The organism is Pseudomonas sp. MDT1-85 (genome assembly GCF_054898065.1).
The window spans coordinates 2521335-2547306 of record NZ_CM142715.1 but is presented as its reverse complement, the minus strand read 5'-3'; the positions used below and the strand labels follow the sequence as shown (position 1 = coordinate 2547306).

General features: G+C 57.6%; 30 protein-coding genes and 4 tRNA genes. 8 read left to right on the top strand and 26 right to left on the bottom strand.

Features of this window, described 5'->3' with window-relative positions:
• Positions 1-11: 11 nt before the first annotated feature.
• From pheS to thrS, 5 genes are all read right to left on the bottom strand, one after another.
• Positions 12-1028 (bottom strand): phenylalanine--tRNA ligase subunit alpha, encoded by a 1017-nt coding sequence (pheS, locus tag ACYZT2_RS11605; RefSeq protein ID WP_054053056.1) that lies wholly within the window; start codon positions 1026-1028, stop codon positions 12-14.
• Between the two features lie 109 nt (positions 1029-1137).
• The gene (rplT, locus tag ACYZT2_RS11600; RefSeq protein WP_007905879.1) at positions 1138-1494 is read right to left on the bottom strand and encodes a 50S ribosomal protein L20; all 357 of its coding nucleotides are present in this window, start codon (positions 1492-1494) and stop codon (positions 1138-1140) included.
• A gap of 27 nt (positions 1495-1521) precedes the next feature.
• Positions 1522-1716: a 50S ribosomal protein L35 gene (rpmI, locus tag ACYZT2_RS11595; RefSeq protein WP_008145659.1), complete on the bottom strand. Its 195-nt coding sequence runs from the start codon at positions 1714-1716 to the stop codon at positions 1522-1524.
• A gap of 60 nt (positions 1717-1776) precedes the next feature.
• Positions 1777-2328: a translation initiation factor IF-3 gene (gene infC, locus ACYZT2_RS11590; protein WP_176469887.1), complete on the bottom strand. Its 552-nt coding sequence runs from the start codon at positions 2326-2328 to the stop codon at positions 1777-1779.
• A complete protein-coding gene (gene thrS, locus ACYZT2_RS11585) occupies positions 2328-4250 on the bottom strand; it encodes a threonine--tRNA ligase (RefSeq protein ID WP_461972196.1) in 1923 nt (640 codons plus the stop codon). Before thrS ends, infC begins: the two co-directional genes overlap by 1 nt.
• 374 nt (positions 4251-4624) lie before the next feature.
• On the opposite strand from thrS, the gene ACYZT2_RS11580 reads away from it, so the two are divergent.
• The gene (locus ACYZT2_RS11580) at positions 4625-4927 is read left to right on the top strand and encodes a hypothetical protein (protein WP_038980108.1); all 303 of its coding nucleotides are present in this window, start codon (positions 4625-4627) and stop codon (positions 4925-4927) included.
• A gap of 290 nt (positions 4928-5217) precedes the next feature.
• Positions 5218-5430: a cold-shock protein gene (locus ACYZT2_RS11575; protein ID WP_007905882.1), complete on the top strand. Its 213-nt coding sequence runs from the start codon at positions 5218-5220 to the stop codon at positions 5428-5430.
• 72 nt (positions 5431-5502) lie between these two features.
• Here ACYZT2_RS11575 and ACYZT2_RS11570 read toward each other — a convergent pair whose 3' ends face one another.
• A complete protein-coding gene (locus tag ACYZT2_RS11570) occupies positions 5503-5820 on the bottom strand; it encodes an I78 family peptidase inhibitor (RefSeq protein WP_038980107.1) in 318 nt (105 codons plus the stop codon).
• A 163-nt stretch (positions 5821-5983) separates the two neighbouring features.
• The gene (locus tag ACYZT2_RS11565; protein WP_461972194.1) at positions 5984-6289 is read right to left on the bottom strand and encodes a hypothetical protein; all 306 of its coding nucleotides are present in this window, start codon (positions 6287-6289) and stop codon (positions 5984-5986) included.
• 131 nt (positions 6290-6420) lie between these two features.
• On the opposite strand from ACYZT2_RS11565, the gene ACYZT2_RS11560 reads away from it, so the two are divergent.
• Positions 6421-6627 (top strand): hypothetical protein, encoded by a 207-nt coding sequence (locus ACYZT2_RS11560; RefSeq protein ID WP_223570614.1) that lies wholly within the window; start codon positions 6421-6423, stop codon positions 6625-6627.
• Positions 6628-6666: 39 nt separating this feature from the next.
• On the opposite strand, the gene ACYZT2_RS11555 is transcribed toward ACYZT2_RS11560, so the two are convergent.
• From ACYZT2_RS11555 to ACYZT2_RS11520, 8 genes are all read right to left on the bottom strand, one after another.
• Positions 6667-7695: a nucleoside hydrolase gene (locus tag ACYZT2_RS11555; RefSeq protein ID WP_461972191.1), complete on the bottom strand. Its 1029-nt coding sequence runs from the start codon at positions 7693-7695 to the stop codon at positions 6667-6669.
• 33 nt (positions 7696-7728) lie between these two features.
• Complete coding sequence (gene rbsD / locus ACYZT2_RS11550) at positions 7729-8133, bottom strand: D-ribose pyranase (RefSeq protein ID WP_461972189.1); 405 nt, start codon at positions 8131-8133, stop codon at positions 7729-7731.
• Positions 8130-9047: a ribokinase gene (gene rbsK / locus ACYZT2_RS11545; RefSeq protein WP_461972187.1), complete on the bottom strand. Its 918-nt coding sequence runs from the start codon at positions 9045-9047 to the stop codon at positions 8130-8132. The genes rbsD and rbsK overlap by 4 nt, the downstream gene beginning before the upstream one ends.
• Before the next feature lie 41 nt (positions 9048-9088).
• Positions 9089-10108 carry a LacI family DNA-binding transcriptional regulator gene (locus tag ACYZT2_RS11540; RefSeq protein WP_461972185.1) on the bottom strand — a complete coding sequence of 340 codons (1020 nt, stop codon included), beginning with the start codon at positions 10106-10108 and terminating at the stop codon, positions 9089-9091.
• A 3-nt stretch (positions 10109-10111) separates the two neighbouring features.
• On the bottom strand, positions 10112-11089 hold the full coding sequence (locus ACYZT2_RS11535; protein ID WP_007905898.1) for an ABC transporter permease: 978 nt from the start codon (positions 11087-11089) through the stop codon (positions 10112-10114).
• Entirely contained in the window at positions 11086-12639 is a 1554-nt protein-coding gene (locus ACYZT2_RS11530) for a sugar ABC transporter ATP-binding protein (protein WP_461972183.1), read from the bottom strand. The genes ACYZT2_RS11535 and ACYZT2_RS11530 overlap by 4 nt, the downstream gene beginning before the upstream one ends.
• 56 nt (positions 12640-12695) lie before the next feature.
• A complete protein-coding gene (locus ACYZT2_RS11525; RefSeq protein ID WP_253545580.1) occupies positions 12696-13652 on the bottom strand; it encodes a sugar ABC transporter substrate-binding protein in 957 nt (318 codons plus the stop codon).
• A gap of 179 nt (positions 13653-13831) precedes the next feature.
• Positions 13832-14284 (bottom strand): hypothetical protein, encoded by a 453-nt coding sequence (locus tag ACYZT2_RS11520; protein WP_461972180.1) that lies wholly within the window; start codon positions 14282-14284, stop codon positions 13832-13834.
• Between the two features lie 337 nt (positions 14285-14621).
• Between ACYZT2_RS11520 and ACYZT2_RS11515 the strand changes: the two genes are divergently transcribed.
• From ACYZT2_RS11515 to ACYZT2_RS11505, 3 genes are all read left to right on the top strand, one after another.
• Positions 14622-15710: an asparaginase gene (locus ACYZT2_RS11515; RefSeq protein ID WP_461972178.1), complete on the top strand. Its 1089-nt coding sequence runs from the start codon at positions 14622-14624 to the stop codon at positions 15708-15710.
• 162 nt (positions 15711-15872) lie between these two features.
• Positions 15873-16163, top strand: coding sequence for a DUF1654 domain-containing protein (locus tag ACYZT2_RS11510; RefSeq protein ID WP_461972176.1), 291 nt, complete (start codon positions 15873-15875; stop codon positions 16161-16163).
• A 4-nt stretch (positions 16164-16167) separates the two neighbouring features.
• Positions 16168-16857, top strand: coding sequence for an endonuclease (locus ACYZT2_RS11505; RefSeq protein ID WP_429433919.1), 690 nt, complete (start codon positions 16168-16170; stop codon positions 16855-16857).
• Between the two features lie 73 nt (positions 16858-16930).
• Here ACYZT2_RS11505 and ACYZT2_RS11500 read toward each other — a convergent pair whose 3' ends face one another.
• On the bottom strand, positions 16931-17296 hold the full coding sequence (locus ACYZT2_RS11500; protein ID WP_461972174.1) for an SPOR domain-containing protein: 366 nt from the start codon (positions 17294-17296) through the stop codon (positions 16931-16933).
• Between the two features lie 248 nt (positions 17297-17544).
• Here ACYZT2_RS11500 and csrA point away from each other — a divergent pair, with 248 nt between their 5' ends.
• Positions 17545-17739: a carbon storage regulator CsrA gene (gene csrA / locus ACYZT2_RS11495; RefSeq protein ID WP_007905913.1), complete on the top strand. Its 195-nt coding sequence runs from the start codon at positions 17545-17547 to the stop codon at positions 17737-17739.
• A gap of 194 nt (positions 17740-17933) precedes the next feature.
• On the opposite strand, the gene ACYZT2_RS11490 is transcribed toward csrA, so the two are convergent.
• From ACYZT2_RS11490 to ACYZT2_RS11475, 4 genes are all read right to left on the bottom strand, one after another.
• The gene (locus tag ACYZT2_RS11490) at positions 17934-18389 is read right to left on the bottom strand and encodes a DUF2214 family protein (RefSeq protein ID WP_461972172.1); all 456 of its coding nucleotides are present in this window, start codon (positions 18387-18389) and stop codon (positions 17934-17936) included.
• Between the two features lie 203 nt (positions 18390-18592).
• Positions 18593-19069 carry a hypothetical protein gene (locus ACYZT2_RS11485; protein ID WP_461972170.1) on the bottom strand — a complete coding sequence of 159 codons (477 nt, stop codon included), beginning with the start codon at positions 19067-19069 and terminating at the stop codon, positions 18593-18595.
• A 177-nt stretch (positions 19070-19246) separates the two neighbouring features.
• The gene (locus ACYZT2_RS11480) at positions 19247-19714 is read right to left on the bottom strand and encodes an anti-virulence regulator CigR family protein (RefSeq protein ID WP_461972168.1); all 468 of its coding nucleotides are present in this window, start codon (positions 19712-19714) and stop codon (positions 19247-19249) included.
• Between the two features lie 191 nt (positions 19715-19905).
• Positions 19906-19982 (bottom strand) — tRNA-Val (locus ACYZT2_RS11475).
• A gap of 184 nt (positions 19983-20166) precedes the next feature.
• Between ACYZT2_RS11475 and ACYZT2_RS11470 the strand changes: the two genes are divergently transcribed.
• Positions 20167-21450, top strand: a complete 1284-nt coding sequence (locus ACYZT2_RS11470) for an NAD(P)/FAD-dependent oxidoreductase (RefSeq protein ID WP_461972166.1) — start codon at positions 20167-20169, stop codon at positions 21448-21450.
• A gap of 176 nt (positions 21451-21626) precedes the next feature.
• Here ACYZT2_RS11470 and ACYZT2_RS11465 read toward each other — a convergent pair.
• The 6 genes from ACYZT2_RS11465 to purF form a co-directional block, all read right to left on the bottom strand.
• A tRNA-Asp gene (locus ACYZT2_RS11465) sits at positions 21627-21703 on the bottom strand.
• Positions 21704-21795: 92 nt separating this feature from the next.
• Positions 21796-21872 (bottom strand) — tRNA-Asp (locus tag ACYZT2_RS11460).
• A gap of 55 nt (positions 21873-21927) precedes the next feature.
• Positions 21928-22003 (bottom strand) — tRNA-Val (locus tag ACYZT2_RS11455).
• A gap of 256 nt (positions 22004-22259) precedes the next feature.
• Positions 22260-23036, bottom strand: a complete 777-nt coding sequence (locus ACYZT2_RS11450; protein WP_461972164.1) for an SDR family oxidoreductase — start codon at positions 23034-23036, stop codon at positions 22260-22262.
• Positions 23033-24244, bottom strand: a complete 1212-nt coding sequence (locus ACYZT2_RS11445) for an O-succinylhomoserine sulfhydrylase (protein WP_461972162.1) — start codon at positions 24242-24244, stop codon at positions 23033-23035. Before ACYZT2_RS11445 ends, ACYZT2_RS11450 begins: the two co-directional genes overlap by 4 nt.
• A gap of 192 nt (positions 24245-24436) precedes the next feature.
• Complete coding sequence (gene purF / locus ACYZT2_RS11440) at positions 24437-25942, bottom strand: amidophosphoribosyltransferase (protein ID WP_007905939.1); 1506 nt, start codon at positions 25940-25942, stop codon at positions 24437-24439.
• Positions 25943-25972: the final 30 nt, after the last annotated feature.

Here is a 25972-nt window from a genome sequence, read left to right as displayed (position 1 = left end):
ATTCGTTACGACTAGCGAAATTGCGCGAGGAACCGCAAGTCGTTGTCGAAGAACAGACGCAAGTCGTTCACGCCGTAACGCAGCATGGCCAGACGCTCAACGCCCATGCCGAAGGCAAAGCCCGAAAACTCTTCCGGGTCGATCCCGGACATGCGCAGCACGTTCGGGTGAACCATGCCGCAGCCCATCACTTCCAGCCAGCCAGTCTGTTTGCAGACGCGGCAGCCTTTACCGCTGCACATCACGCATTCCATGTCGACTTCAGCGGAGGGCTCGGTGAACGGGAAGTACGAAGGACGGAAACGCACGGCCAGTTCTTTTTCGAAGAACACGCGCAGGAACTCTTCGATGGTGCCTTTCAGGTCGGCGAAGTTGATATCGCGGTCGACCAGCAGGCCTTCGACCTGGTGGAACATCGGGGAGTGAGTGATATCGGAGTCGCTACGGTACACACGGCCTGGGCAGACGATGCGGATCGGCGGCTGTTTCGATTCCATGGTGCGGACCTGTACCGGCGAGGTATGGGTGCGCAGCAACATGTTGGCATTGAAATAGAAGGTGTCATGCATCGACCGGGCCGGGTGATGGCCTGGGATGTTGAGCGCTTCGAAGTTGTGGTAATCGTCTTCGACCTCAGGGCCTTCGGCGATGCCGTAGCCGATGTGGGTGAAGAACTGTTCGATACGTTCCAGAGTGCGAGTAACCGGATGCAGACCACCGGAGGTCTGGCCACGGCCAGGCAGGGTCACGTCAATGGACTCGGCGGACAGTTTGGCGGCCAGGTCGGCCTCATCAAACAGTGCCTTGCGCGCATTGAGAACCTCTGTGACACGCTCCTTGGCAACGTTGATCAGCGCACCGACTTGCGGGCGCTCTTCTGCCGGCAAATTCCCCAGGGTCTTCATCACCTGAGTCAATTCGCCCTTTTTGCCAAGGTAGTGAACCCGGATTTGCTCCAGGGCATTGATATCTTCAGCGCTTTGCACAGCCTCTAGTGCTTGAGAGACGAGCGCATCCAGGTTTTCCATGTACAGACTCCAGATACAAAATAGGGGAAGAGCTTGAAGGCTCTTCCCCTATTTATGACGTTTAACACCTGGCCCCACAGAGGTGAGGCCGGGTGACTGTCGGGGGTACTTAAGCCAAGGTGGCTTTAGCTTTCTCGACAATCGCAGCAAACGCCGCTTTTTCGTTCACTGCCAGATCAGCCAGAACCTTACGGTCGATCTCGATGGACGCTTTTTTCAGGCCGGCGATGAAACGGCTGTAGGACAGACCGTTGATACGTGCACCAGCGTTGATACGAGCGATCCACAGAGCGCGGAACTGACGTTTTTTCTGACGACGGTCACGGTAGGCGTATTGGCCTGCCTTGATTACCGCTTGCTTGGCAACACGGAATACGCGCGAGCGAGCGCCGTAGTAGCCTTTAGCAAGTTTCAGAATTTTTTTGTGACGTTTACGGGCAATGACGCCACGCTTTACACGAGCCATGAGTTACTTCCTCTATTCTTGACTAAATTAACGAAGGCGCAGCATGCGCTCGACTTTTGCCACGTCACACGGTGCCAGCAAGCTGCTACCGCGCAGTTGACGCTTACGCTTGGTCGACATTTTAGTCAGGATGTGGCTCTTGAAAGCGTGCTTGTGCTTGATACCGTTAGCAGTTTTCAGAAACCGCTTAGCAGCACCACTTTTAGTTTTCATTTTTGGCATGTTCGGATACTCCGCATTCAGTTGATAAACATAATCAGAAGGCCTGCCGTGCCCTATTGATTACTTCTTCTTTTTCGGGGCGATGACCATGATCAGTTGGCGTCCTTCCATCTTAGGATGCTGTTCGACCGAACCGTACTCGAGCAAGTCACCTTCAACTCGCTTGAGGAGTTCCATCCCCAGCTCCTGGTGGGCCATCTCACGGCCGCGGAATCGCAAGGATACCTTGGCCCTGTCCCCATCACTCAGGAAACGTACCAGGTTGCGCAGTTTTACCTGGTAATCCCCTTCCTCCGTCCCTGGACGAAACTTGATTTCTTTAACCTGAATCTGCTTCTGGTTTTTCTTGGCCGCGGCAACCTGCTTCTTCTTCTCGAAGATCGATTTGCCGTAGTCCATCAGTTTGCAAACAGGGGGTACTGCATCGGCGGAAATTTCCACCAAATCCAGTTTGGCCTCTTCAGCCTTAAGAAGCGCGTCTTCAATTGACACAATCCCAAGCTGTTCACCTTCAGCCCCAATTAACCGAACCTCGCGTGCCGAGATATTCTCGTTGATCGGGGCCTTCGGTGCAGCTCGTTTATCTTGTCTCATTTCACGCTTAATAGTAATTACTCCGAATCTGGGCGACCACGCCGGGAAACCGCTTGAGCGAGGAACTCGGCGAACTGGGCGACGGGCATCGAGCCCAGGTCAGCACCTTCACGAGTACGCACAGCGACAGTCTGCATCTCGACTTCCCGATCTCCGATAACCAAGAGATAAGGAACCTTGAGCAAAGTATGCTCGCGGATTTTAAAGCCGATCTTTTCATTTCTCAAGTCAGACTTGGCACGAAATCCGCTTTCGTTGAGAGTTTTTTCAACCTCAGCGGCGAAATCAGCCTGTTTATCAGTGATATTCATGATCACTGCCTGGGTCGGAGCCAGCCACGCGGGGAATGCACCCTCGTAGTGCTCGATCAGGATTCCGACGAAACGTTCGAACGAACCCAGGATCGCCCGATGCAACATAACCGGGTGCTTGCGACTGTTGTCTTCGGAGACGTATTCGGCTCCCAGACGGACAGGCAGGTTAAAATCGAGCTGAAGGGTACCACATTGCCAGACACGGCCGAGGCAATCTTTCAGCGAGAATTCGATCTTCGGACCGTAGAACGCACCCTCGCCTGGCTGCAGATCATACGGCAGGCCAGCACTATCAAGGGCTGCAGCCAGTGCAGCTTCGGCGCGATCCCACAGCTCGTCGGAACCGACGCGTTTTTCCGGACGAGTGGACAGTTTCATCTCGACGTCTTTGAAGCCGAAGTCGGCATAAACGTCCATGGTCAGCTTGATGAACGCAGCAGATTCGGTCTGCATCTGCTCTTCAGTGCAGAAGATGTGGGCGTCGTCCTGAGTAAACGCACGCACACGCATGATGCCGTGCAGCGCACCCGATGGCTCATTACGGTGACAGGCACCGAACTCGGCCAGACGCATCGGCAGCTCGCGGTAGCTTTTCAGGCCCTGATTGAACACCTGCACGTGGCACGGGCAGTTCATCGGCTTGATGGCGTAATCGCGGTTTTCCGATTGCGTGGTGAACATGTTGTCGGCGTAGTTGGCCCAGTGCCCGGATTTTTCCCACAGGCTGCGGTCAACGACCTGTGGAGTTTTGATCTCCAGATAGCCGTTGTCGCGCTGAACTTTGCGCATGTACTGCTCGAGCACCTGGTACAGCGTCCAGCCGTTCGGGTGCCAGAACACCATGCCCGGCGACTCTTCCTGGGTGTGGAACAGGCCCAGACGCTTGCCGATCTTGCGGTGATCACGCTTCTCGGCTTCTTCGATGCGCTGGATGTAAGCCGCCAGTTGCTTCTTGTCCGCCCAAGCGGTGCCGTAAACGCGCTGCAATTGCTCGTTCTTGGCATCGCCACGCCAGTAGGCGCCCGACAGCTTGGTCAGCTTGAAGGATTTCAGGAAGCGTGTATTCGGCACGTGCGGACCGCGGCACATGTCGACGTATTCTTCGTGATAGTACAGGCCCATGGCCTGCTCGTTCGGCATGTCTTCGACCAGGCGCAGCTTGTAGTCTTCGCCGCGGGCCTTGAACACTTCGATCACTTCAGCGCGCGGAGTGACTTTCTTGATTACGTCGTAATCTTTCTCGATCAGCTGTTGCATGCGCTGTTCGATGGCGGCCAGGTCGTCCGGCGTGAAAGGACGCTCGAAGGCGATATCGTAATAGAAGCCTTCGTCGATGACCGGACCGATGACCATCCTGGCCGTCGGGTACAGCTGCTTGACCGCATGGCCAACCAGGTGGGCGCAAGAGTGGCGAATGATCTCCAGCCCCTCTTCATCCTTTGGCGTAATGATTTGCAGCGAGGAATCGCTGTCGATGATGTCACTGGCGTCGACCAGCTTGCCATTGACCTTGCCGGCCACGGTGGCCTTGGCCAGACCGGCACCAATGGATGCGGCGACCTCGGCTACGGAAACCGGATGATCGAATGAACGTTGACTGCCGTCGGGAAGAGTAATAGTTGGCATGGCGCCTCCTCTCCTAGTGGTGACCCCTACCAAAGGTCACGTGGGTTGGGATGAGCCAGTACAAGATCCGATCCAGGCCATTCAATAACGAACGCCTGCCTTACAGCGGCAGGAGCCTTGCGGCCAACCGGAAAACCGAACCAGAGTGACTGGGATTCAAATCAGGGTTATTCGCGCCTCTGCCGCTACCGGGACTGAAGGTCATCCGGAGCCTGCAAACGCCCGAGCGAGGCATGCTAGCACAGATGAACGGTCATCGCGGCGGCAAGGTTTTCTGCTGGGGCAAATCACGCATTTTTATGCCAGAGTGCTGAACTTGAACCCCGCTTTACCCCTCAGATAACAAGACATTGACCCAAAAGGAGCATCTCAGCATGCGTCTGAATCGTTTATTCGCCATCGTCGCACCCGTCGTCCTGTTGCTGCCGCTGGCTGCCCATGCCGATTGGCCAAAGGGCGAGCGCGAGAAATACATGGCTCAGTGCACTCAAGCGGCCACCCCGCAGATCGGCGCTGCGGCTGCGAAGTCTCACTGCGCTTGCGGTGCCGACGCGATCAAATCGTACCCGGCTGGCGACATTCAGGCCCTGATGGATAACAAGGCCAGCCCGGAGCTGCAACAGAAAGCGCTGGGTCAGATAGCTAAATGCAAGGCCAATGCACCGGCGAAAAAGTGAGAAAAAAGTCCTTTCAACTCGGCTCACCGCCGATAAAAAGTGATGGGATTTAGCTTTTTCGTACAAATTATGCAGGTTTTACAGCTTTTTTTATCGTCTTTACTTTCGGCTGAAAGCCTTTTAAACCGGGGCTTTCAGCCACACGAAGCAACAAAGCAAACGTGACTGTAGGGCAAACAGCACACCCAGGGGGCTCCCAAAGCGAACATTTCGACTATGATAGTCCGGTGTGCCCAGTTGGCCTGAGCAGCACAGTACTACTGAAAATATATGTTTCTTGGAGATACACCATGTCTAATCGCCAAACCGGCACCGTTAAATGGTTCAACGATGAAAAAGGCTTCGGCTTCATCACTCCTCAAGGTGGCGGTGACGACCTGTTCGTACACTTCAAAGCTATCGAAAGCGACGGTTTCAAAAGCCTGAAAGAAGGCCAGACCGTTTCCTTCGTGGCTGAGAAAGGCCAAAAGGGTATGCAAGCTGCACAAGTCCGCGCAGAGTAATTTTCTGCCGCACTAAAAAAACCCCGTCCATGTGACGGGGTTTTTTATGGGCGAAACAAAAGCCCGAAGCAATCAGCCGCAGTTGACGCGGGTGACCACCAGATTGTTGTCGGTGTTCAGGTTCAGGCGATCGGAGCGGTACTCCAGAGTCACCATGTCATCAGGCTTGAGGAACCGGGCATTCTGCGCGCCTGCGCGGGTACGTGCCTGCTCCAGCAATTGGGGCGAAGCCTTTTTGCCAATGGTGAATTCGGCAGCCTTTGCTTCACAACGGCTGTGGCCGGTGTCGGTCGCCACAGGGTCCTTTGCCGACTCGGTGGACGTACTGCTGCAACCGGCCAGCAGAGTGGCAGCCAACAAAGTACCCAATGACGCGAGCTTCCAAGGCATGAAGCCTCCTTTTTTCAATAGTTAAGCTGAGATCGTGCGACCGCCATTTTGGCGTTTGGTTTCAAGACGGGCCTTCGCCTCGCCCTCGATCCGGATAGCGGCGAGTGTGCCTGAGCATCGGTACGCCGTTCATCACTCAATCGTGACTGAATATGAACAGCGCTCAATAGACGTCGATGTAGTCGAAAGGCGGTTTCGGCCAATTTTGCTTGAGCGCATTGAAGATCTGCATGACCCAGACCTCATCGCTGGCCGCGACCAAACCGACATAACCGGAACCCTTGGCCCACGTCTCCAGGCGAAACAGCAACCCGTCGATGTCCGTGCCGCCCACAATGCCCGACGAAATGTAGGCGATGCCACCCTTGGTGACCCGCAACTGGGTGTGCTCATCATCGCTGGCCGAGGCCAGTAGCTGACGCACCGCGTCGAGGGTCAAGCCGTCAGGAGTGTTCAAATCGATCTGCACAGCGCGGTCCTTGAAAATTCATCAAAGACCAAGTGTCGCATAGCCCTCCCCTCATGCCTAAGTCGGAGTGCCAAACGTTGCGCAAAATGGTTAACTCGACACTCAGCCTTTCCGACTTCACGAGCGCCATCATGACCACCGTAAGCATCGACGCCGACATCAAAGCCAAGTGGCCACAGGGCCATAGCTCTTACAGCCCGGGCAGTCCGGAAGAGTTGGCAATCATTGGTATCGATTTACTAGTCAAGGAACTGGGGACACAAGCCGCACAGACATTCATCGCCCAGATACTCGAGAGATACCCCGCCGATTATATGGGCCTGACAGATAGCGAGTGATTGTAAAAACCCGCAGGCTGGCACCTGCGGGTATACAGCTTACTTCAGGCGAGCCAAACGCTGGGTCAGCAGATCGAAGAAGCCCTGAGCGTCGCCGCTTTCAACCCAGAAGGCATTTTTCGGTGCCTTCAGGCCGTCATACCAATCGACAATGGTCTGGCCGAAGGTCGGCCCTTCGCGGCTATCAACCACTACGTTGACCGAACGCCCCGTAAACAGCTCCGGCTTGAGCAGATAAGCGATGACTGTGGCGTCATGCACCGGGCCACCCGACATGCCGTAGTGCTCCATGTCGCCTTTGACGTACTCGTTGAGAATATCGCCCACCAGCTTGCTGGCATTGTTGTTCAGGGCGGCGATCTGCTTCAGGCGCGCTTCACTGGTCAGGATCTTGTGGGTCACGTCCAGCGGCAGGTAGGTCAGCTTGACGCCACTTTTCAGCACCACTTCCGCAGCCTGAGGGTCGGCGAACAGGTTGAATTCAGCCACAGGGGTAATGTTGCCGCCGTTGAAGTGCGCACCGCCCATGATCACCACTTCCTTGATGCCCTGAACGATTTCAGGCTCTTGGATTAGCGCCAAGGCCAGGTTGGTTTGCGGGCCGAGCATGACGATGGTGATGCTGTGGGGTTTGGCGGCTTTCAGGGTATCGATCAGATAATTGACCGCATTGCCTTCGGCCAGGCCTTTCTTCGGTTCGTGCACCGTGACGCCCGACAAGCCTTCCTTGCCGTGGATATTCTCGGCATAGATCGGCGTGCGCATCATGGGTTTCGGCGCGCCCGCGTAAACAGGCACCTCCTCGCGCCCTGCCCACTCGCGGGCCAGACGCGCATTACGCGAGGTCTTGTCCAGACGCACGTTGCCAGCAACGGTGGTCAGCGCACGAATATTCAACTCTTCCGGCGATGCCAGGGCAAACAGCAAGGCGACCACATCATCGGCCCCCGGATCGGTGTCGATGATCAAGTCGATCTTTTCCGCCGCTTGGGCGCTTGTTGCGGTAATCAGGGACAAAAGCAGCAGACTCCGGAGCAGGTGGTGCAGTTTCTGAGCATAGCGGTGCATAGCGCACTCCTTGTGCGTGGGAAGAACGGAAAGTTAGAACGTTACGCCAGCCACCAAGACGATGTTGCAGTACGGCTGACATTCGCCTGTACGAATAATCGCCCGTGCTTGTCGGCTGAGTACTTTGAATTGGTCATGACTGAGCAGTTCACGCCGGCCCAGCGCACCTTCGGCATTCAGATCATCCAGCGCGCTCAAGGCCGACGGTTTCTTGTCCAGAATCTCATGGGCCAGCACATGGCTTTCGACCTGCATTTCGCTGAGCACGACCTTCAAGGTACTGACAAAATCCGGAATCCCGTGGGTCAAGGCCAGGTCGATCAATTCGACGCCGGGCGGAACCGGCAGGCCGGCGTCGCCGATCACGACTGTGTCGCCATGGCCCAGGGAGGCGATAAGCTGCGACAGCGCGACGTTGAGCAAAGGGGTCTTTTTCATGGTGCTTTAAAGGCCTGTACGTCGGACAAGGTGGGAATCGAAGGTTGAGCGCCAGCCCGGGTAACCGACAACGCAGCGGCGACCTGGCCGAAACGGATGGCTTCAGCCTCGCTTTTGCCGGCCGCCAGCGCTGCGGCAAAACCACCGACGAACGTGTCGCCGGCCGCGGTGGTGTCGACCGCCTTCACTTTCGGTGCAGGGAAATGCTCAAGCCGCGTGCCATTGGCCAATAGCGATCCCTGAGCACCGAGGGTGATGATCACTTTGCTGGCGCCCATGGAGATCAAGCGGGTCGCGGCGGTTTCGGCGGTGATCAGGGAATCCACCGGCAAACCGCTCAAGGCCGAGGCTTCGCTTTCGTTGGGTATCAGGTAATCGATGGCCGCATACCAATCCGCCGGCAGCGGGCGACTGGCCGGTGCCGGATTGAGAATCACGGTTTTACCCAGCTCACGACCGCGCTTCAGAGCATGGCCGACCGTGGCATCCGGCACTTCCAGCTGACAGATGATGACATCGGCCGCTTGTAACACCGCATCGAAACGGTCGATCACTTCGGGCGTCAGAGCACCGTTGGCACCGGCAACAATCACGATCGCGTTCTGACTGTTGTCATCGACCACTATCAACGCCACGCCGCTGGAATCTTCGACCGTACTGACCGCCTGGCAATCGATCTGCTCGGCCAACAATGCCCCGCGCAACGCTTCGCCATAGGCGTCGCTGCCGACACAACCGACCATCGACACCTGCGCCCCCAGCCGCGCCGCGGCCACCGCCTGGTTCGCGCCTTTGCCCCCGGAAACCGTGGCAAACGATTCGCCGATCAGCGTTTCACCACCACGGGGCAGCCGTGGCGCCCGGGTTACCAGGTCCATGTTCAGGCTGCCTATTACCACTACTTTTGCTGGCATACATCACTACTCGTCAATGCTGTTTCTGCGGTGCTTTTGGTTTAGCGGAATTGGGCAAACACACCGGCCAGCGGCGCAGTCGATTCTCGCAGGACAATACTGGGCGTCACGATGCGCTGATCGGTCGCCAGATCCGGTGTGGCAATCCTGCGCAACAGCACTTCGGCCGCCATCTCGCCAAGCTGCAGGATCGACTGGCCCACGGTGGTCAGCGCCGGATAGACGTAACGGCTCATCTGGATATCGTCGAAGCCGATCACCGACAACTCGGTGGGCACACGAATATTGCGCTCGGCAGCGGCGCGCAACACACCGATGCCAATCATGTCGTTACCAGCGAAGATGGCGCTGGGCGGATTCTTTTCCAGCAGGATCGCGGCGGCGTTGTAACCGCCAGTGCTGGTGAAGTCGCTTTCCAGCATGCGCTCGCGCGGCACGTCGACGCCCGCCTCTTTCAAGGCGCGGCAATAACCGGCCAGACGCATCTGCGCCACGCTGGTACTCGCCGGCCCGCCAATCGTGGCGATATCCCGATGCCCCAGCTCCAACAGGTGTCGGGTTGCCAGATAAGCGCCATATTCGTGATCGATGCGCACCAGATCGGCATCGAGACCTTCGAGCCCACGGTCGACGATCACCATTGGCGTACGCACACCCGCCAGACCTTCGGCCAAGCCGCTGTCGCCCCCGGCCGAGGCAACGATCAAGCCGTCAATGCGTTTTTCCAGCAACACGCGAAGGTAGCTGCGTTGCTTGTCCGGGTTGTCGTCGGAGTTGCAGAGGATCACGCAATAACCGTTGCGCTCGCAGTAATCCTCGATGCCACGGGCCAACTCGGCGAAGTACGGGTTGAGGCTATTGGGCACCAGCAGGCCGATGGTCGCGGTGGTTTTCGCTTTCAACGACCGGGCCACGGCGCTGGGCACGTAGTCGAGACTTTTGATCGCTGCCTCGACCTTGATTCGTACTTCCTCACTCACCGGCCGCGTCTTGTTCACCACGTGGGAAACCGTGGTGTAGGAAATGCCTGCGAGTGCCGCTACATCCTTGATTGTTGCCATGACTCAGGTCCGCCGGCTTGCGCGCTGACTGCGATAAGTATCAAGCACCACCGCCACCACGATTACCGCACCGGTGATGATGCGCTTGGTTGGTTCGGTCGCGCCGATCTGCGCCAGACCAGCCGCCAGTACCGAAATGATAAGGACGCCGAAGAATGTGCTGATGACCGAGCCGCGCCCGCCCATCAGGCTTGTGCCGCCGATCACGACCGCGGCGATCACCTGCAGCTCCAGACCGGAGCCAGCGTTCGGGTCCGCTGCTTCCAGGCGCGAAATCTGAAACAACGCAGCGATACCTGCCAACAACCCCATCAGACTGAAGACCAGGATCTTGTAGGGCTTTGGATTGATCCCCGCCAGACGCACTGCTTCTTCGTTGGTGCCGATGCCGATCAAGTAACGACCGAACACGGTACGCGTCAGCACGGCCTGGGCGATGAAGATAATCAGCAAGGCGATGATGAATGATGGCGAGATGCCGAAGGCGATCGGGTTGGACAGCCAGGCGAAGGCATCACCGATGTAGGCGGTGCGCGAACCGGTCATCTGATACGCCAGGCCTCGCGCCATTTCCAGCACGCCGAGGGACACGATGAACGACGGAATCCGCCACGCCACGGTGATCGAGCCGGTGATAGTCCCGGCCAATGCCGCTACCGCCATGCCGAGCAAGGCCGCGGGCAAGACGCTCCAGCCCCAACCGAGAATCGCCACGCTGACCGCCGAGGCCGCGAGCGCCAGCACCGACCCCACCGACAAGTCGATACCGCCGATGATCAATACAAAGGTCATGCCGACCGCCAGTACCATCAAATCGGGAATCTGGTTGGCCAAGGTGCTGAAGGTGTCGTAAGACAGGAAATGGCTGCTCAGGACCGAGAACAGCGCGACCATTGCCAGCAAGGCACCGGCCAGGCCCAGATAAGTACCAAGGCCATAAAAATTGCCGCTACGTTTGCCGGCCAAAGATGCAGTATTCATGGAAGATCCCTAGGCGCTGCTTCATTGAGCAACGCATCACGTTTTTGGTAGCCGGCGAACGCGGCGGCAAGCAAATCATCCTGGGTCCAGCTGTCACGCTCGAAGGTGTCGATCAGACGCCCTGCCGACAGCACACCGATGCGATCGCAGATCAGCATCAGTTCGCGCAGGTCGCTGGACACCACTACCAGCGCCTTGCCCTGACGGGTCAACTCACCGAGTAATGCGTAGATATCGAACTTGGCGCCGACGTCGATGCCACGGGTCGGCTCGTCGAACAGCATCACCGTGCAGTCGCGCTCGAGCCAGCGGCCGATCACGACTTTCTGCTGATTGCCGCCGGACAATTCCGAGACCAATTGCGTCGGGCTGGAACTGCGAATGCGCATGGCGTTGATCTGACGCTGGGCCAGAGACATCTCGTCACCGTTATTGACGAAGCCACCGCTGGAAATCACCGGCATATTGCCCAAGGCAATGTTGGCGCTGATCGATTGCGTCAGCAGCAGACCTTCGCCCTTGCGGTCTTCGGTGATCAGGGCGATGCCGTGACCGACCGCGTCGGCCGGCGAACGAATACTCACCACCTGAGCCGACGCCCCCAGCGCGACGGTGCCACTGTCGGCTGTATCGGCACCGAAGATCAGGCGCAGTAACTCGGTACGCCCTGCCCCGATCAAACCGGAAACCCCGTAAATTTCACCGGCGCGCACCTGGAAGGACACGTCGCGAACCTTATCGGAACGGGTCAGCCCTTTGACCGTCAAGGCCGGCGCGCCGATCTTGCGCGGCCCCATGTCGATGTGCTCGCCCAATTCACGGCCGACCATCAGGGTGACCAGTTGCTCGCTGTTGTAATTGGCCATTGGCTCGACACAGACCAGGTTGCCGTCGCGCAATACCGCAATGCGCTGGGCCACCCGTGCCAATTCTTCGAGGCGGTGGGAAATGTAGATGATTGACACGCCACGAGCCTGCAGGCGAGTGATCTGCTCGAACAGCATTTCGACTTCACGGGCCGTGAGCATCGCGGTCGGCTCGTCGAGGATCAGCACATGGCAATCGCCGATCAGGTTGCGAGCGATCTCGACCATCTGCTGATGGCCGATCCCCAGTTCGCCGACCAAAGTATCCGGATCGATGGCGTCCAGGCCGACCTGGGCCATGGCTTCGATCGCTGCCTTGCGCAGTTGCTTGCGGCTGATCCAGCCACCGTGGCTGGGCAGGTTGTCGAGAAACAGGTTTTCCGCCACCGATAACGTCGGCAACAGATTGAGTTCTTGCATGACCATACGGATGCCCAGCTCTTCGGCCTGGCTCCGGCTGCCGGGACGGTATTCCTGCCCCTTGAATTGCATCTGGCCGGTGGTCGGTGTGACCAGTCCGCCAATGATCTTCGACAAGGTGCTTTTACCGGCGCCATTCTCGCCGGTCAGCGCCAGCACTTCGCCGCGCATCAGCGTCAGGTCGATGCCGGTCAGGACGGGTTGGGCATAAGTCTTACCGATACCGCTGACCGAGAGGACAGCGTTCGGGGCGCAAACGGACATAAAAACTCTCCATGTGCTCGCCCCAAGAGGCGAGCACCGTTGTGTCGCCAGAAGGACTACTTGGTAACCAGCTCTACCGGAGTTTCGATGACGCCGTTGACGCCGCTATCGACTTTCTTGCCATTGATTATGTTCAGCGCCGTCTCGATGCCGAACACCGCTTGCCGGGCAGCAAACTGGTCGGCGGTAGCCAGGACGCGGCCATCCTTGAGCATTGGCTTGATGGCGTTGATGTTGTCGTAACCGACCACTTGCACCTTGCCGGCCTTGCCCGCTGCGCGCACGGCAGATACTGCGCCGACGGCCATGCTGTCGTTGCCGGCCAACAGGGCCTTGATGTTCGGGTATTCGCTGAGCATCGACGAGGCAACCTTGCCGCCCTTGTCGATCTCCCAATCACCGGATTGCAGGGACACGACTTTGATCTGCGCCGCTTCCATCGCATCCTTGAAGCCCGCCGTGCGCTGCTGGGCATTGGTGGTGGTGGAAACGCCTTCAATGATGCCGACTTCGTCACCAGCCTTCAGTTGTTTGGCCAGGTACTCACCCACCAGACGCGCGCCTTTGCGGTTGTCCGGACCTACGAATGGGACGGTGATGTTTTTGCTTTTGACCACGGCGGGGTCCAGCTGGTTATCGATGTTGATCACGGTGATGCCGGCATCGACTGCTTTCTTGATGACCGGGACCATGGCCTTGGAGTCCGCCGGGGCGATGACCAATGCGTTGACCTTGGACAAAATCATTTGCTCGACGATACGCGTCTGGCCGGCCGTGTCCGTTTCGTCCTTGATGCCGTTGGAGATCAGCTCGAAGTCGCCGGAGTGGTCTTTCTGGTAGGCCTTGGCGCCGTCCTCCATGGTCAGGAAGAATTCGTTGGCCAGGGATTTCATGACCAGTGCGACTTTAGGTTTTTCTGGGGTTTCGGCGAAAGCCGAAGAGACGGGCAACGCGGCGGATGCGGCAGCCAGCATTGCGACAGCGAGAAGACGTCCAGCGAATGGCAGCTTCATGGGTTCACTCCGATCTTATGATTATTCTGAGCAACGCTTGCGCTGGATTCTGCCCTTACGGGATCGAGACATCAAAGGCAATCGCGCAAACGTTTGCGTAGACCGAACTATGCGAACCCTGTCGAGCTTTGTCAATGACCGGTTTTGTGTCTCGATTGGCAAAAGCCGACCCTTTTGCCTCATGCCGTGGTGCTGACCAGATTGCCACTGCTGGAACCCTTGGCCAGCTCTTTTACCAGATTGCCCGTCACTTGCGCGAGCGCGCCACTGGTATCGGCGATTTGCCCCTGAATCGACATCACAGCGGTGACTTTGGCTTCCGGGGTCGGATAATTCGCGGCCTGAGCGGCCGCCAGTTGCTGCTGCTGTTCGCGCAATTGCTGCTGCAGTTCCTGCATGCGCTTGAGCAATACCTGCACCGCAATACTTTGACTGCTGCTTTTTTCGGATTTGCTTTCGCCCTGAGTCTGCGCACCGCCACCGGTTCTGACTTGGTTGTCGCTCCCTTCCTCTTCACCCAGCGCTTGTGCCGAGGCGTCGGACGTCGCTTCACTCAACGCGTTGATAGTCGCCGGGGACTTGCCCGCAATAGTGATGGCGCCTGCATTTGGAAAACCGACAGTAAACGACATGTGAACTCCTTGGAGAAAGATTCCTTTAAAGGAGCATCGACCTGCGCGGGAGTTTCTTTAGCACTGATTTTCGATTTCGCAAGGCGACTTTCTTAATGGAGGTCGGAGAGCCGAACGCAAAAGCTACATATGTTCGGAAACCCGGACGAGCAAGCGCGAACAATTTTCCAGACGTTTTAATAATTCATATAAAAATCATCGGGTTGAAAGATTTTATTGTTGAATATCAGGCTGGTACAGATCCTGCTCTTCTTCTACACCCCCGGCGTTCAGATCTGCCTGGGGCGCTTCTAGATGAACCTGCATCCGCACCGTCTCACTACTAGAGAAAACAATAATGAAATCTGCCTTCAACACTTTTATTCCGGGCGCTTTGGCCCTCCTGCTTCTCCTCCCGACCGCCCTTCAGGCAAAAGAAGTCGAAACCCAACAGAAACTGGCGAACGTGGTGATCCTGGCCACCGGTGGCACCATTGCCGGCGCGGGCGCCAGCGCCGCCAACAGCGCCACCTATCAAGCGGCGAAAGTCGGCATCGAACAATTGATCGCAGGGGTTCCGCAACTGAGCCAATTGGCCAACGTTCGCGGCGAACAGGTCATGCAAATCGCGTCCGAAAGCATCACCAACGACAACCTGCTGCAACTGGGCCGCCGGGTGGCTGAGCTGGCCGACAGCAATGACGTCGATGGCATTGTCATCACCCACGGCACCGACACCCTGGAAGAAACCGCTTACTTCCTCAACCTGGTGGAAAAAACCGACAAGCCGATCATCGTCGTCGGCTCCATGCGCCCAGGCACCGCCATGTCGGCCGACGGCATGCTGAACCTGTACAACGCCGTCGCCGTGGCCAGTAGCAAAGACGCGCGCGGCAAAGGCGTACTAGTGACCATGAACGATGAAATCCAGTCGGGTCGCGACGTCAGCAAAATGATCAACATCAAGACCGAGGCGTTCAAAAGTGCCTGGGGCCCACTGGGCATGGTGGTCGAAGGCAAATCCTACTGGTTCCGCTTGCCAGCCAAGCGCCACACCATGGATTCGGAATTCGACATCAAAACCATCAAGAGCCTGCCTGACGTCGAAATTGCCTACTCCTACGGCAACGTCAGCGACACCGCCTACAAAGCCCTGGCTCAATCAGGCGCCAAAGCCATCATCCACGCCGGCACCGGCAATGGCTCGGTTTCATCCCGCGTAGTTCCCGCCCTGCAAGCCCTGCGCAAGGACGGCGTGCACATCATTCGTTCTTCCCACGTCAACGCCGGTGGTTTCGTACTGCGTAACGCCGAACAGCCTGACGACAAGTACGACTGGGTTGTGGCGAACGACCTGAACCCGCAAAAAGCCCGCATCCTGGCCATGGTCGCATTGACCAAGACCAACGACAGCAAAGAGCTGCAACGGATGTTCTGGGAATACTGATTCGCCCTCGCCCGATCTGTTCCGGGTCGGGCACCGTTGTCACCACTCGCCAGCCCTGGTGAGTGGTTCACGACTTTTCCGATAAAAAAATCCCCATCGTCCTACACCAAACGGAAAAAACTACTGTCAGAGGATTTTCTTGAATTTTAAGCAGTTGCGAAAATGCTTACAGTTAAATACTGTATGCACGTACAGCTTAATAAGGATAATTCCGTGGCCACTACCTCTGTCTCTCCTGACGCCTATGAACGCCTGGGTATACGCGTTCAGAAAATCATCAATTCCCCCACCGCTCAGAAAGCCAAAGCAGCACTGATCTTTCGCCTTCCGGACGAACCGGTGGATGAGTGGGAACGCTTGCTCGAAGAAATCGACGAGAACGATAACGTCACCCTCGCCCATCGCGACGATGGCGGTGTGCAGATTTTCTGGGTTGTGCCGAAGGAAGATTGAGTCAATGAGTGTCCGCTGGTTTGCTTTACTGCTTCTGTGCATCACCCTCGGCGCCCAGGCTGGCGCCCCACGCACCTTCAACGAAGCCAAGAAAGTCGCGTGGAAGTTGTACGCTCCGCAATCCACCGAGTTTTATTGCGGCTGCAAATACACCGGCAACCGTATCGACCTCGCTGCCTGCGGTTATGTGCCGCGTAAAAATGCCAAACGCGCCTCGCGTATCGAGTGGGAACACATTGTCCCGGCCTGGCAGATCGGCCATCAACGCGAATGCTGGCAACAAGGTGGTCGCAAAAACTGCACGCGGTACGACCCGACCTATCAGAAAGCCGAGGCCGATCTGCACAATCTGGTGCCAAGCATCGGCGAGGTGAATGGCGATCGCAGCAACTTCAGCTTCGGCTGGTTGCCGGTGCAAACCGGTCAATACGGTTCGTGCCTGACACAGGTCGACTTCAAGGCGAAGAAGGTCATGCCCCGCCCTTCCATTCGCGGCATGATCGCCCGGACTTACTTCTACATGAGCAAGCAGTACGGCTTGCGCCTGTCAAAACAGGATCGGCAGCTGTATGAAGCCTGGAACAAGACCTATCCGGTACAGGCCTGGGAACGTCAACGCAATCAGAGCGTGGCGTGCGTGATGGGCCGCGGCAACGAGTTTGTCGGCCCGGTAGATATGAAAACCTGCGGCTGACCGGCCGCTAAAAACACAAAGGTCTGGGGCATCACACCCCAGGCCTTTGTTCGTTTCTAACCGCCGATTTTGATTATTGGGCCGTCGGGTGTTCAACGACCAGCGACTCAATGTTCCTTTTTTTCGCCCGAGTGAGCGCTGCCGTCACTTCAGCTTGTTTGGCTTCTGCCTCGGTTTTCGAATTGAACGGCCCTATCAGGATACGAACCTTTCCATTCTCCCTGATGACGCTGGAAACGAAGCTATGCTCAATCAACCAGCCGCTCAGGTCGCTGACCGCCTGAGGGGTTTCGCCGCGCACCTCGACGTCCCATTGCGGACCGGTTGTCGCTGCGGGTGCGGAGGCGACTGCCGGTTGCGGCTTTTGAGCGTCAACCCCCTTACCCTCATCGCACCCGGCCAACGTCAATACTGCGATTACCAAGGCCATTTTGCCCACAACGCTTCCCTCTGAATGCTGAAAGCGGCGATTTTAACACTCATGGATCCTTCTCGAACGCCGCAAAATGGGCGCAAAACAACGAGAATGATGGTTACGGCCTCTGTATAGTTACGTCTTGGGAATTAATGCAGCATCTGCGCGTCAGAAAGAGGCACCCAAACCGCGAGACTTCGCACTAATCTATACCTATACCGACCTCTGCACTGTCCGAATCAGGTGCCCCACAAGCAATCAAGGAGAAAACCATGCTGATACTCACCCGCAAAGTCGGTGAAAGCATAAACATCGGTGACAATATAACGATCACCATTCTGGGCGTTAGCGGCCAGCAAGTCAGGATTGGCATCAACGCCCCGAAAGACGTTGCGGTGCATCGCGAAGAAATCTATCAACGTATTCAGGCTGGCCTGACCGCCCCAGACAAGCCGCAAACACCCTGAATCCTGCTGTAGTCAGTAGCCAGCCCATTCAGCCTCGAATAACGGCTGGCTAAAGATTCAAGCACCGCATCGCTTTCCGCTCAGCCTCTCTTTGCTATGCCTTCACAATGTGGAGCCGATACTACCGCCCTCGCCCCATACCTGACTGTCAGACGTTTCGGATTTGCTGCGAGAAAGGGCGTCCTCCTTCCCGGCTAACCAACCGTTACCCCACGGGCCATGCCCGCGGCGGCCACGACCATCAGCACCAACAGCAGCGCTTCGATATGACTGATACGGGCAAACAGCGTTGCGCGCCCGGTATCGATAGCCGCCCCACGTCCCAGCGCAATCCGCCATTTGATCAGCGCCACCATCGGCGCAAATTCAAGCAACAGAATAAGGACGAAGAGTGTCATTTTGAGGTGAAACAGCGGTTGATGTAGATAGTAATCAGTGCCTTTTTCATACCCGCCAAAGGCTCGCATCCCACCCGTGACCAAGAGAATGACTGCTGATATCCCCCACAGATTATCCGCAAGCAGAACGCTGCGCGCCTCCCCCACCCCGGCAATCAGACGCCGTAAAGCCGTACCGCGGGTCAGCACCGCCCAAAAGCCCAACGCAAAGGCCGAGAGGTGAATGGCCGCCAGAAACCAGTGAGCCAGCATCGACATACTCCTACAGACGAAGTTGAAACAGCCCTACAGTAGTAGTCCATCGGAGGGGATTTGCCTATGCACGTGGCTCCGCTGATTATCCGCACATCAGGGCAACCCATACGCCGGTTGTTTTAATGTCAGACTCAATGGCAAATAGCGGGCGCAAAAAAGCCGGGTTCCTGATGGATACCCGGCTTTTGAGAATGTTGGACTTAATCCGTTCGTTTTGAAGTCGAAGTGCGAGCGTTGCTTAATCCTTTTGCATTGTGATCACCTGGCGTAGAGGCCGAAATGGCAGAGGCCTTCGTTACTCCTCGCGTGTCCTTGGACTTCGCAATGCCCGAAGTCACTGCACCATGGCCGCTATCATCATTACGATCGTTACCATAGTGGTTGCCACTGACACCACGATCGCGGACAGCTTTGCCTGCGTGATCACTGCTCAAGCCATTGCCGTGGCCATTGCTGACGCCGCCAGAATGGCCGGGCCCACCGTGGCCACCGCCGTTACCGCCGCCATTGCCACCGCCATTGCCACCGCCGTTACCGCCGCCGTTGCCACCACCACCACCACCATCCTTCGCGTAGGCGGAAGTCATGATGGACAGATCAGCTGGCAATAATGGGGCGGCCGCAAGCATCATCACGCATGACATGACAGCTGCAAAACTCTTGTTTTTTAATAACATGGGGGGCTTCCGTGAGGTTGAAATCGCACGGAGTAATTGACTGTTTCGGCGCCACACAGTTCAAAGGCCGACGACCAACGGGCAGGCAATGTGCAATTATCGAAAATGCACATTGCTTCCGGTGATTTTGCAGATCGTTATGCGGCGAGGGCGCGATTGGAATTTGTCGCTTTCATATCAATCGAATGCGTCATTGAGAACCTCGTAGATGATCCCGGTAGCAATCGCCACCAATATCAAGTCAGTGCCAGCCTGCCGCCACTCGTAACCATCGTAGTGCGGGAGTCTGCCGAGCAATCGGCCATCGAGTTTTTTGGCGATCCCCGGCGGTAGCGGTTTTCCGCGTGCGAGATTTTTTTGAATGCCGGGTGGCAACGCGGGCCCGGGGCTCCAGTAGTCGCGATAACCACCCACGATTCCAAGGACACTACCGTGGTTGATGCTCGGGCCGTGACTCCAATCGTCCCCCCCTGAACCTTTGCCTTTGTTTCCTTGGCTGGAGTTGCCATGGCCCTGGCTGTTTTGTGGATTTCCCTTACCGCTTCCCTGGCCCTTCCCGTTTCCCGGGTCGGCCAATGCAGGCATTGAACCGGACGACAAGGCAAGACACGTCATAGCGGCAATCAACGAGCGAGATCTAAACATATCCGTTCTCTCAGAAAGGGGATGCCTCCTGCAATGTAGACGGTTATGGGTGTGTTAGTTCAGAAACTACACCCACAAGAGGTCGGGCGTTTTGAACGAGGGTTTTGCAGAGTTTTGCAAATCGCAGACAACAAAAAAGGGCCCACCTTTCGGTGAGCCCTTCTAGACCGCCCAGCAGAGCGGATTTTGTTTGGTAGGCGCGATTGGACTCGAACCAACGACCCCCACCATGTCAAGGTGGTGCTCTAACCAACTGAGCTACGTGCCTGCTGTGAGGCGGCATTCTACGGAATTCCGGAGGGGTGTCAACACCTTTTTTTTCACCTAACCCTATGAATATGCAAAATATTTAATTTCCCGGCTGCAACGAAGATTTTCCGCTGGCTGGCGGTCGTTTTTTAACTCGGGTAGGATCGATGCACTCGTAAAATATATTAAACAGAGGCTGCAGGATGGCGAACACTCCCTACCCAGAGTCCTACTACGCCGCGTCGGCTAATGCGGCGGCGCCGCGCCCGGCCTTGCAGGATGATGTAGAGACCGATGTCTGTGTCATCGGCGCCGGTTATACCGGCCTGTCCTCCGCCCTGTTTCTGCTGGAGAACGGTTTTCGGGTAACGGTCCTGGAAGCGGCCAAAGTGGGTTTTGGCGCCTCGGGACGCAATGGTGGCCAGATCGTTAACAGCTACAGCCGTGATATCGATGTGATCGAGCGCAGTGTCGGCCCCAAGCAAGCTCAGTTGCTGGGGCAAATGGCGTTTGAGGGTGGACGGATCATTCGTGAGCGGGTGGCCAAATACAACATCCAGTGCGACTTGAAGGACGGCGGCGTGTTCGCCGCCATTACCGCCAAGCAGTTGGGTCATCTGGAATCCCAGAAACGCCTGTGGGAACGTTTCGGCCACACGCAACTTGAGTTAATGGATCAGCGACGCATCCGTGAAGTAGTGGCTTGCGATCAATACGTCGGCGGCATGCTCGACATGAGCGGCGGGCATATTCATCCGCTCAATCTTGTCTTGGGCGAGGCAGCAGCCGTGGAGTCGCTGGGCGGCACTATTTACGAGCAGTCGCCAGCGGTGCGCATCGAGCGCGGCGCCAATCCGGTGGTGCATACGCCTCAGGGCAAGGTCAGGGCCAAATTCATCATCGTCGCTGGCAACGCTTATATTGGTAACCTGGTGCCGGAGCTGGCGGCGAAGTCGATGCCCTGTGGGACTCAAGTGATCGCCACCGAACCCTTGGGCGATGAATTGGCCAAACGCCTGCTGCCCCAGGACTACTGCGTCGAAGACTGCAACTATCTGCTCGACTACTACCGCCTGAGCGCTGACAAACGCCTGATTTTCGGCGGCGGCGTGGTCTATGGCGCGCGAGATCCGGCGAACATCGAGGCGATCCTTCGACCGAAGATGCTCAAGGCCTTCCCGCAGCTCAAGGATGTGAAAATCGATTACGCCTGGACCGGCAATTTCCTGCTGACCCTGTCGCGACTTCCCCAGGTCGGACGGCTGGGCGACAACATCTACTATTCCCAGGGTTGCAGCGGCCACGGCGTGACGTATACGCACCTGGCGGGCAAGGTGCTGGCCGAGGCATTGCGCGGCCAGGCCGAACGCTTCGACGCCTTTGCCGACCTGCCCCACTACCCGTTCCCCGGCGGACAACTGCTGCGAACACCGTTCGCTGCGTTGGGCGCTTGGTACTACGGATTGCGGGACAAACTAGGGTTCTGACCAAGGGGCGCAGAAAGGTTTGGTGGGAAGGACATGAGAGAGGAAAAGCCAAATCGCAGACACAAAAAACCCCGGTCTTTCGACCAGGGTCTTTGCTATCGACTCGAAACAGACACTGGCTTTACCAGCGGCTTGCTTCGTAGCTTCAAGGCGTTCAGTGGGCCTTGAGGCAGATATGGCGCAGCGGACGGGACTCGAACCCGCGACCCCCGGCGTGACAGGCCGGTATTCTAACCGACTGAACTACCGCTGCGTATTGCTTTGGACTTTCGCCCAAGTAACTCGTCTGATTGAAAACTCAGAAGCTTTTCAATCTCGAATCAGATAAATCCGACTCGGAAAATATGGCGCAGCGGACGGGACTCGAACCCGCGACCCCCGGCGTGACAGGCCGGTATTCTAACCGACTGAACTACCGCTGCGCGTCGGTGGAGGCTTTTAAAAGCTTCCATCTTGCTTTCGCAAGACTCTCGGAAGTGGTGGGTGATGACGGGATCGAACCGCCGACATTCTGCTTGTAAGGCAGACGCTCTCCCAGCTGAGCTAATCACCCGTTTGCATCTCCGAGGCCGCGAAATTTACGCAGGTACCGAAGCTAAGTCAATACCCCGCTTGAAGTTTTTCTGAAAAAGACAAAATCGTGTCAATCCTAACGAGGTCGACAACCGTCAGACCGCTTTCGCGAGCAGGCTCGCTCCCAAAGTGGACCCGCGTTTCTTCAGGCAACATGCTTTCTAAAGTGGGAGCGAGCCTGCTCGCGAAAGCGGCGGCACATTCAACATCAATGCTGGAGACAGAACCCCGCCCTATTACTCGCTGTAAATCATCTTCTTGGTCATGCCACCATCGACCACGAACTCCTGGCCCGTGACGAACCCGGCGTTCTTCGACAGCAACCACGCCACCATCGCCGCCACGTCCTCGGCCGTCCCTACCCTGCCCGCCGGATGCTGCGCATGATCGGCGTCGGTCAGCGGTTCGGCACGCCGTGCCGCAGGGTCTCGCGCGTCGATCCAGCCCGGGCTGACCGCGTTGACGCGAATCTCCGGCCCTAAACTGATAGCCAAGGCGTGAGTCAGGGCCAACAGACCGCCCTTGCTCGCCGCATAAGCCTCTGTGTTGGGTTCCGACTGCGCGGCACGGGTCGAGGCCAGATTGACGATGGCGCCGCTGTGAGCGCGCAGGTACGGCGCACAGTGCTTGGCCAACAGCATCGGCCCGCTGAGGTTCACCGCCAGGACCCGGTTCCAGTAGGCCAGATCGAGGCTTTCCAGGGTGATGTTATGCGGGTCGGCCACCGCCGCATTGCACACCAGCGCATCCAGACGCCCGAACTGACCTAAAACCTCAGCCACGCCCAGCGCCACTTGTGCTTCGTTGGCAACGTCCATGACGATGAACCAGGCGTTTTCGCCAAGCACCTTCGCCACTTTCGAACCGCGCTCACGATCCAGATCAGTCAACACCACCTGCCAGCCTTCGCTGATCAGCCAAGCCGCAATCCCCAGACCGATGCCGCGCGCAGCACCGGTGACCAGCGCGACCCGGCCATGGGTGCCCGTGGTCGGCGTCGACAACTCGATCACAAGGCAGCCAACCCGCGCGCCAGATCGGCCTGCAGGTCTGCGACGTCTTCCAGACCGACCGCAACGCGGATCAGGCTGTCACGGATCCCTGCCGCTTCACGCTCTTGCGGCGCCAGACGACCGTGGGAGGTGGTGCTCGGGTGCGTGATGGTGGTTTTGCTGTCGCCCAGATTGGCGGTAATGGAGATCAGGCGAGTCGCATCGATAAAGCGCCAGGCGCCCTCTTTGCCGCCCTTGACCTCGAAACTCACGACCGCCCCGAAACCCTTCTGTTGACGCAGGGCCAACTCGTGCTGCGGATGGCTCTTGAGACCGGCGTAATGGACTTTCTCGATACCGTCCTGCTGCTCCAGCCATTCGGCCAGTTGCTGGGCATTGGCGCAGTGCGCCTTCATGCGCAGGCTCAGCGTTTCCAGGCCCTTGAGGAAAATCCAGGCGTTGAACGGGCTCAGAGTCGGCCCGGCGGTACGCAGGAAACCGACGACTTCTTTCATCTGCTCGCTACGACCGGCCACAACGCCGCCCATGCAACGGCCTTGGCCGTCGATGAACTTGGTCGCCGAGTGCACAACGATGTCCGCACCCAGTTTCAACGGCTGCTGCAACGCAGGGGTGCAGAAGCAGTTGTCGACCACCAGCATCGTGCCCTTGACGTGAGCAATTTCCGACAGCGCCTTGATGTCTACCAGCTCGGCCAGCGGGTTGGACGGCGATTCGACGAACAGCAACTTGGTGCTGGCCTTGATCGCCGCATCCCAGCCGGACAAGTCCGCCAGAGGCACGTAATCGACTTCGATGCCGAAGCGCTTGAAGTACTTCTCGAACAGGCTGATGGTCGAGCCGAACACGCTACGCGAGACCAGAACATGATCGCCGGCGCTGCACAGGCTCATCACTACCGCCATGATTGCGGCCATGCCGGTCGCGGTGGCCACGGCTTGCTCGGCGCTTTCCAGCGCGGCAATACGTTCTTCGAACGCGCGTACGGTCGGGTTGGTGTAGCGCGAGTAAACGTTACCCGGCACTTCGCCAGCAAAGCGCGCGGCCGCGTCGGCGGCGGTACGGAATACGTAGCTGGAAGTGAAGAACATCGGATCACCGTGTTCGCCTTCCGGCGTGCGGTGCTGACCGGCGCGTACGGCCAGGGTATCGAACGCTACGCCTTCGAGGTCGCTGTCCAGCCGACCAGCATCCCAATCCTGACTCATGCTGTCACTCCTTGCCGTGCTCTTGAAATAAAAAGAGTAATAGATACAAAACCGGCCTGCAGGAGAACACCCATTACTGTAGGAGCGAGGCTTGCCCGCGAAGGGGTCGTCACATTCAACATCAATGTTGCCTGTGATACCGCCTTCGCGGGCAAGCCTCGCTCCTACAGATACAGGCCGGTAGGTAGGAACTCAGTTGTTGTACAGATCGATGATCGCACTGACTGCCTGGGTCTTGACCTTGGAGGCATCGTTGCGCGCCTGCTCGATCTTGTTCAGGTAAGCCTCGTCGACGTCGCCGGTGACGTACTGGCCGTCGAACACCGCGCAATCGAACTTCTCGATCTTGATCTTGCCGCCACCGACCGCTTCGATCAAGTCAGGCAGGTCCTGATAGATCAACCAGTCAGCGCCGATCAGGTCGGCAACGTCCTGGGTCGAACGGTTGTGGGCGATCAGCTCGTGAGCGCTCGGCATGTCGATGCCGTAGACGTTCGGGTAACGCACGGCCGGTGCCGCGGAGCAGAAATAGACGTTTTTGGCGCCGGCTTCGCGAGCCATCTGAATGATCTGCTTGCAGGTGGTGCCGCGAACGATGGAGTCGTCCACCAGCATCACGTTCTTGCCGCGGAATTCCAGTTCGATGGCGTTGAGCTTCTGGCGTACGGATTTTTTCCGTGCAGCCTGCCCCGGCATGATGAAGGTCCGGCCGATGTAGCGGTTCTTCACGAAGCCTTCGCGGAACTTGACGCCCAAGTGGTTCGCCAGCTCCAGGGCCGCGGTGCGGCTGGTGTCCGGAATCGGGATGACCACGTCGATGTCGTGATCCGGACGCTCGCGCAGGATCTTCTCGGCAAGCTTCTCACCCATGCGCAGGCGGGCCTTGTAGACCGAAACGCCATCAATGATCGAGTCCGGACGCGCCAGGTAGACGTGTTCGAAAATGCACGGAGTCAGCGACGGGTTGGTCGCGCACTGACGAGTATGCAGCTTGCCGTCTTCAGTGATGTAGACCGCTTCGCCCGGCGCCAGATCGCGAATCAGGGTGAAACCGAGCACGTCCAGAGAGACGCTTTCGGAGGCGATCATGTACTCGACGCCTTCGTCGGTGTGACGCTGACCGAAGACTATCGGGCGGATGCCGTGCGGATCGCGGAAACCGACGATGCCGTAACCGGTCACCATCGCGACGACCGCGTAACCGCCGACGCAACGGTTGTGCACGTCGGTGACGGCAGCGAACACGTCTTCTTCGGTCGGCTGCAACTTGCCGCGCTGGGCCAGTTCGTGTGCGAACACGTTGAGCAGCACTTCCGAATCGGAGTTAGTGTTGACATGGCGCAGGTCAGATTCGTAAATCTCCTTGGCCAGTTGTTCAACGTTGGTCAGATTACCGTTGTGCGCCAAGGTGATGCCATACGGCGAGTTGACGTAAAACGGTTGGGCCTCGGCCGAAGTCGAGCTGCCCGCGGTCGGGTAACGCACATGGCCAATGCCCATGTGGCCGACCAGGCGCTGCATGTGACGCTGATGAAACACGTCACGCACCAGCCCATTGTCCTTGCGCAGGAATAACCGGCCATCATGGCTGGTCACGATACCGGCAGCGTCCTGGCCGCGGTGCTGGAGGACGGTTAGCGCGTCATACAGCGCCTGATTGACGTTCGACTTACCGACGATACCGACGATGCCACACATGCGACGCAACCCCTACTTAATGGATCTGAA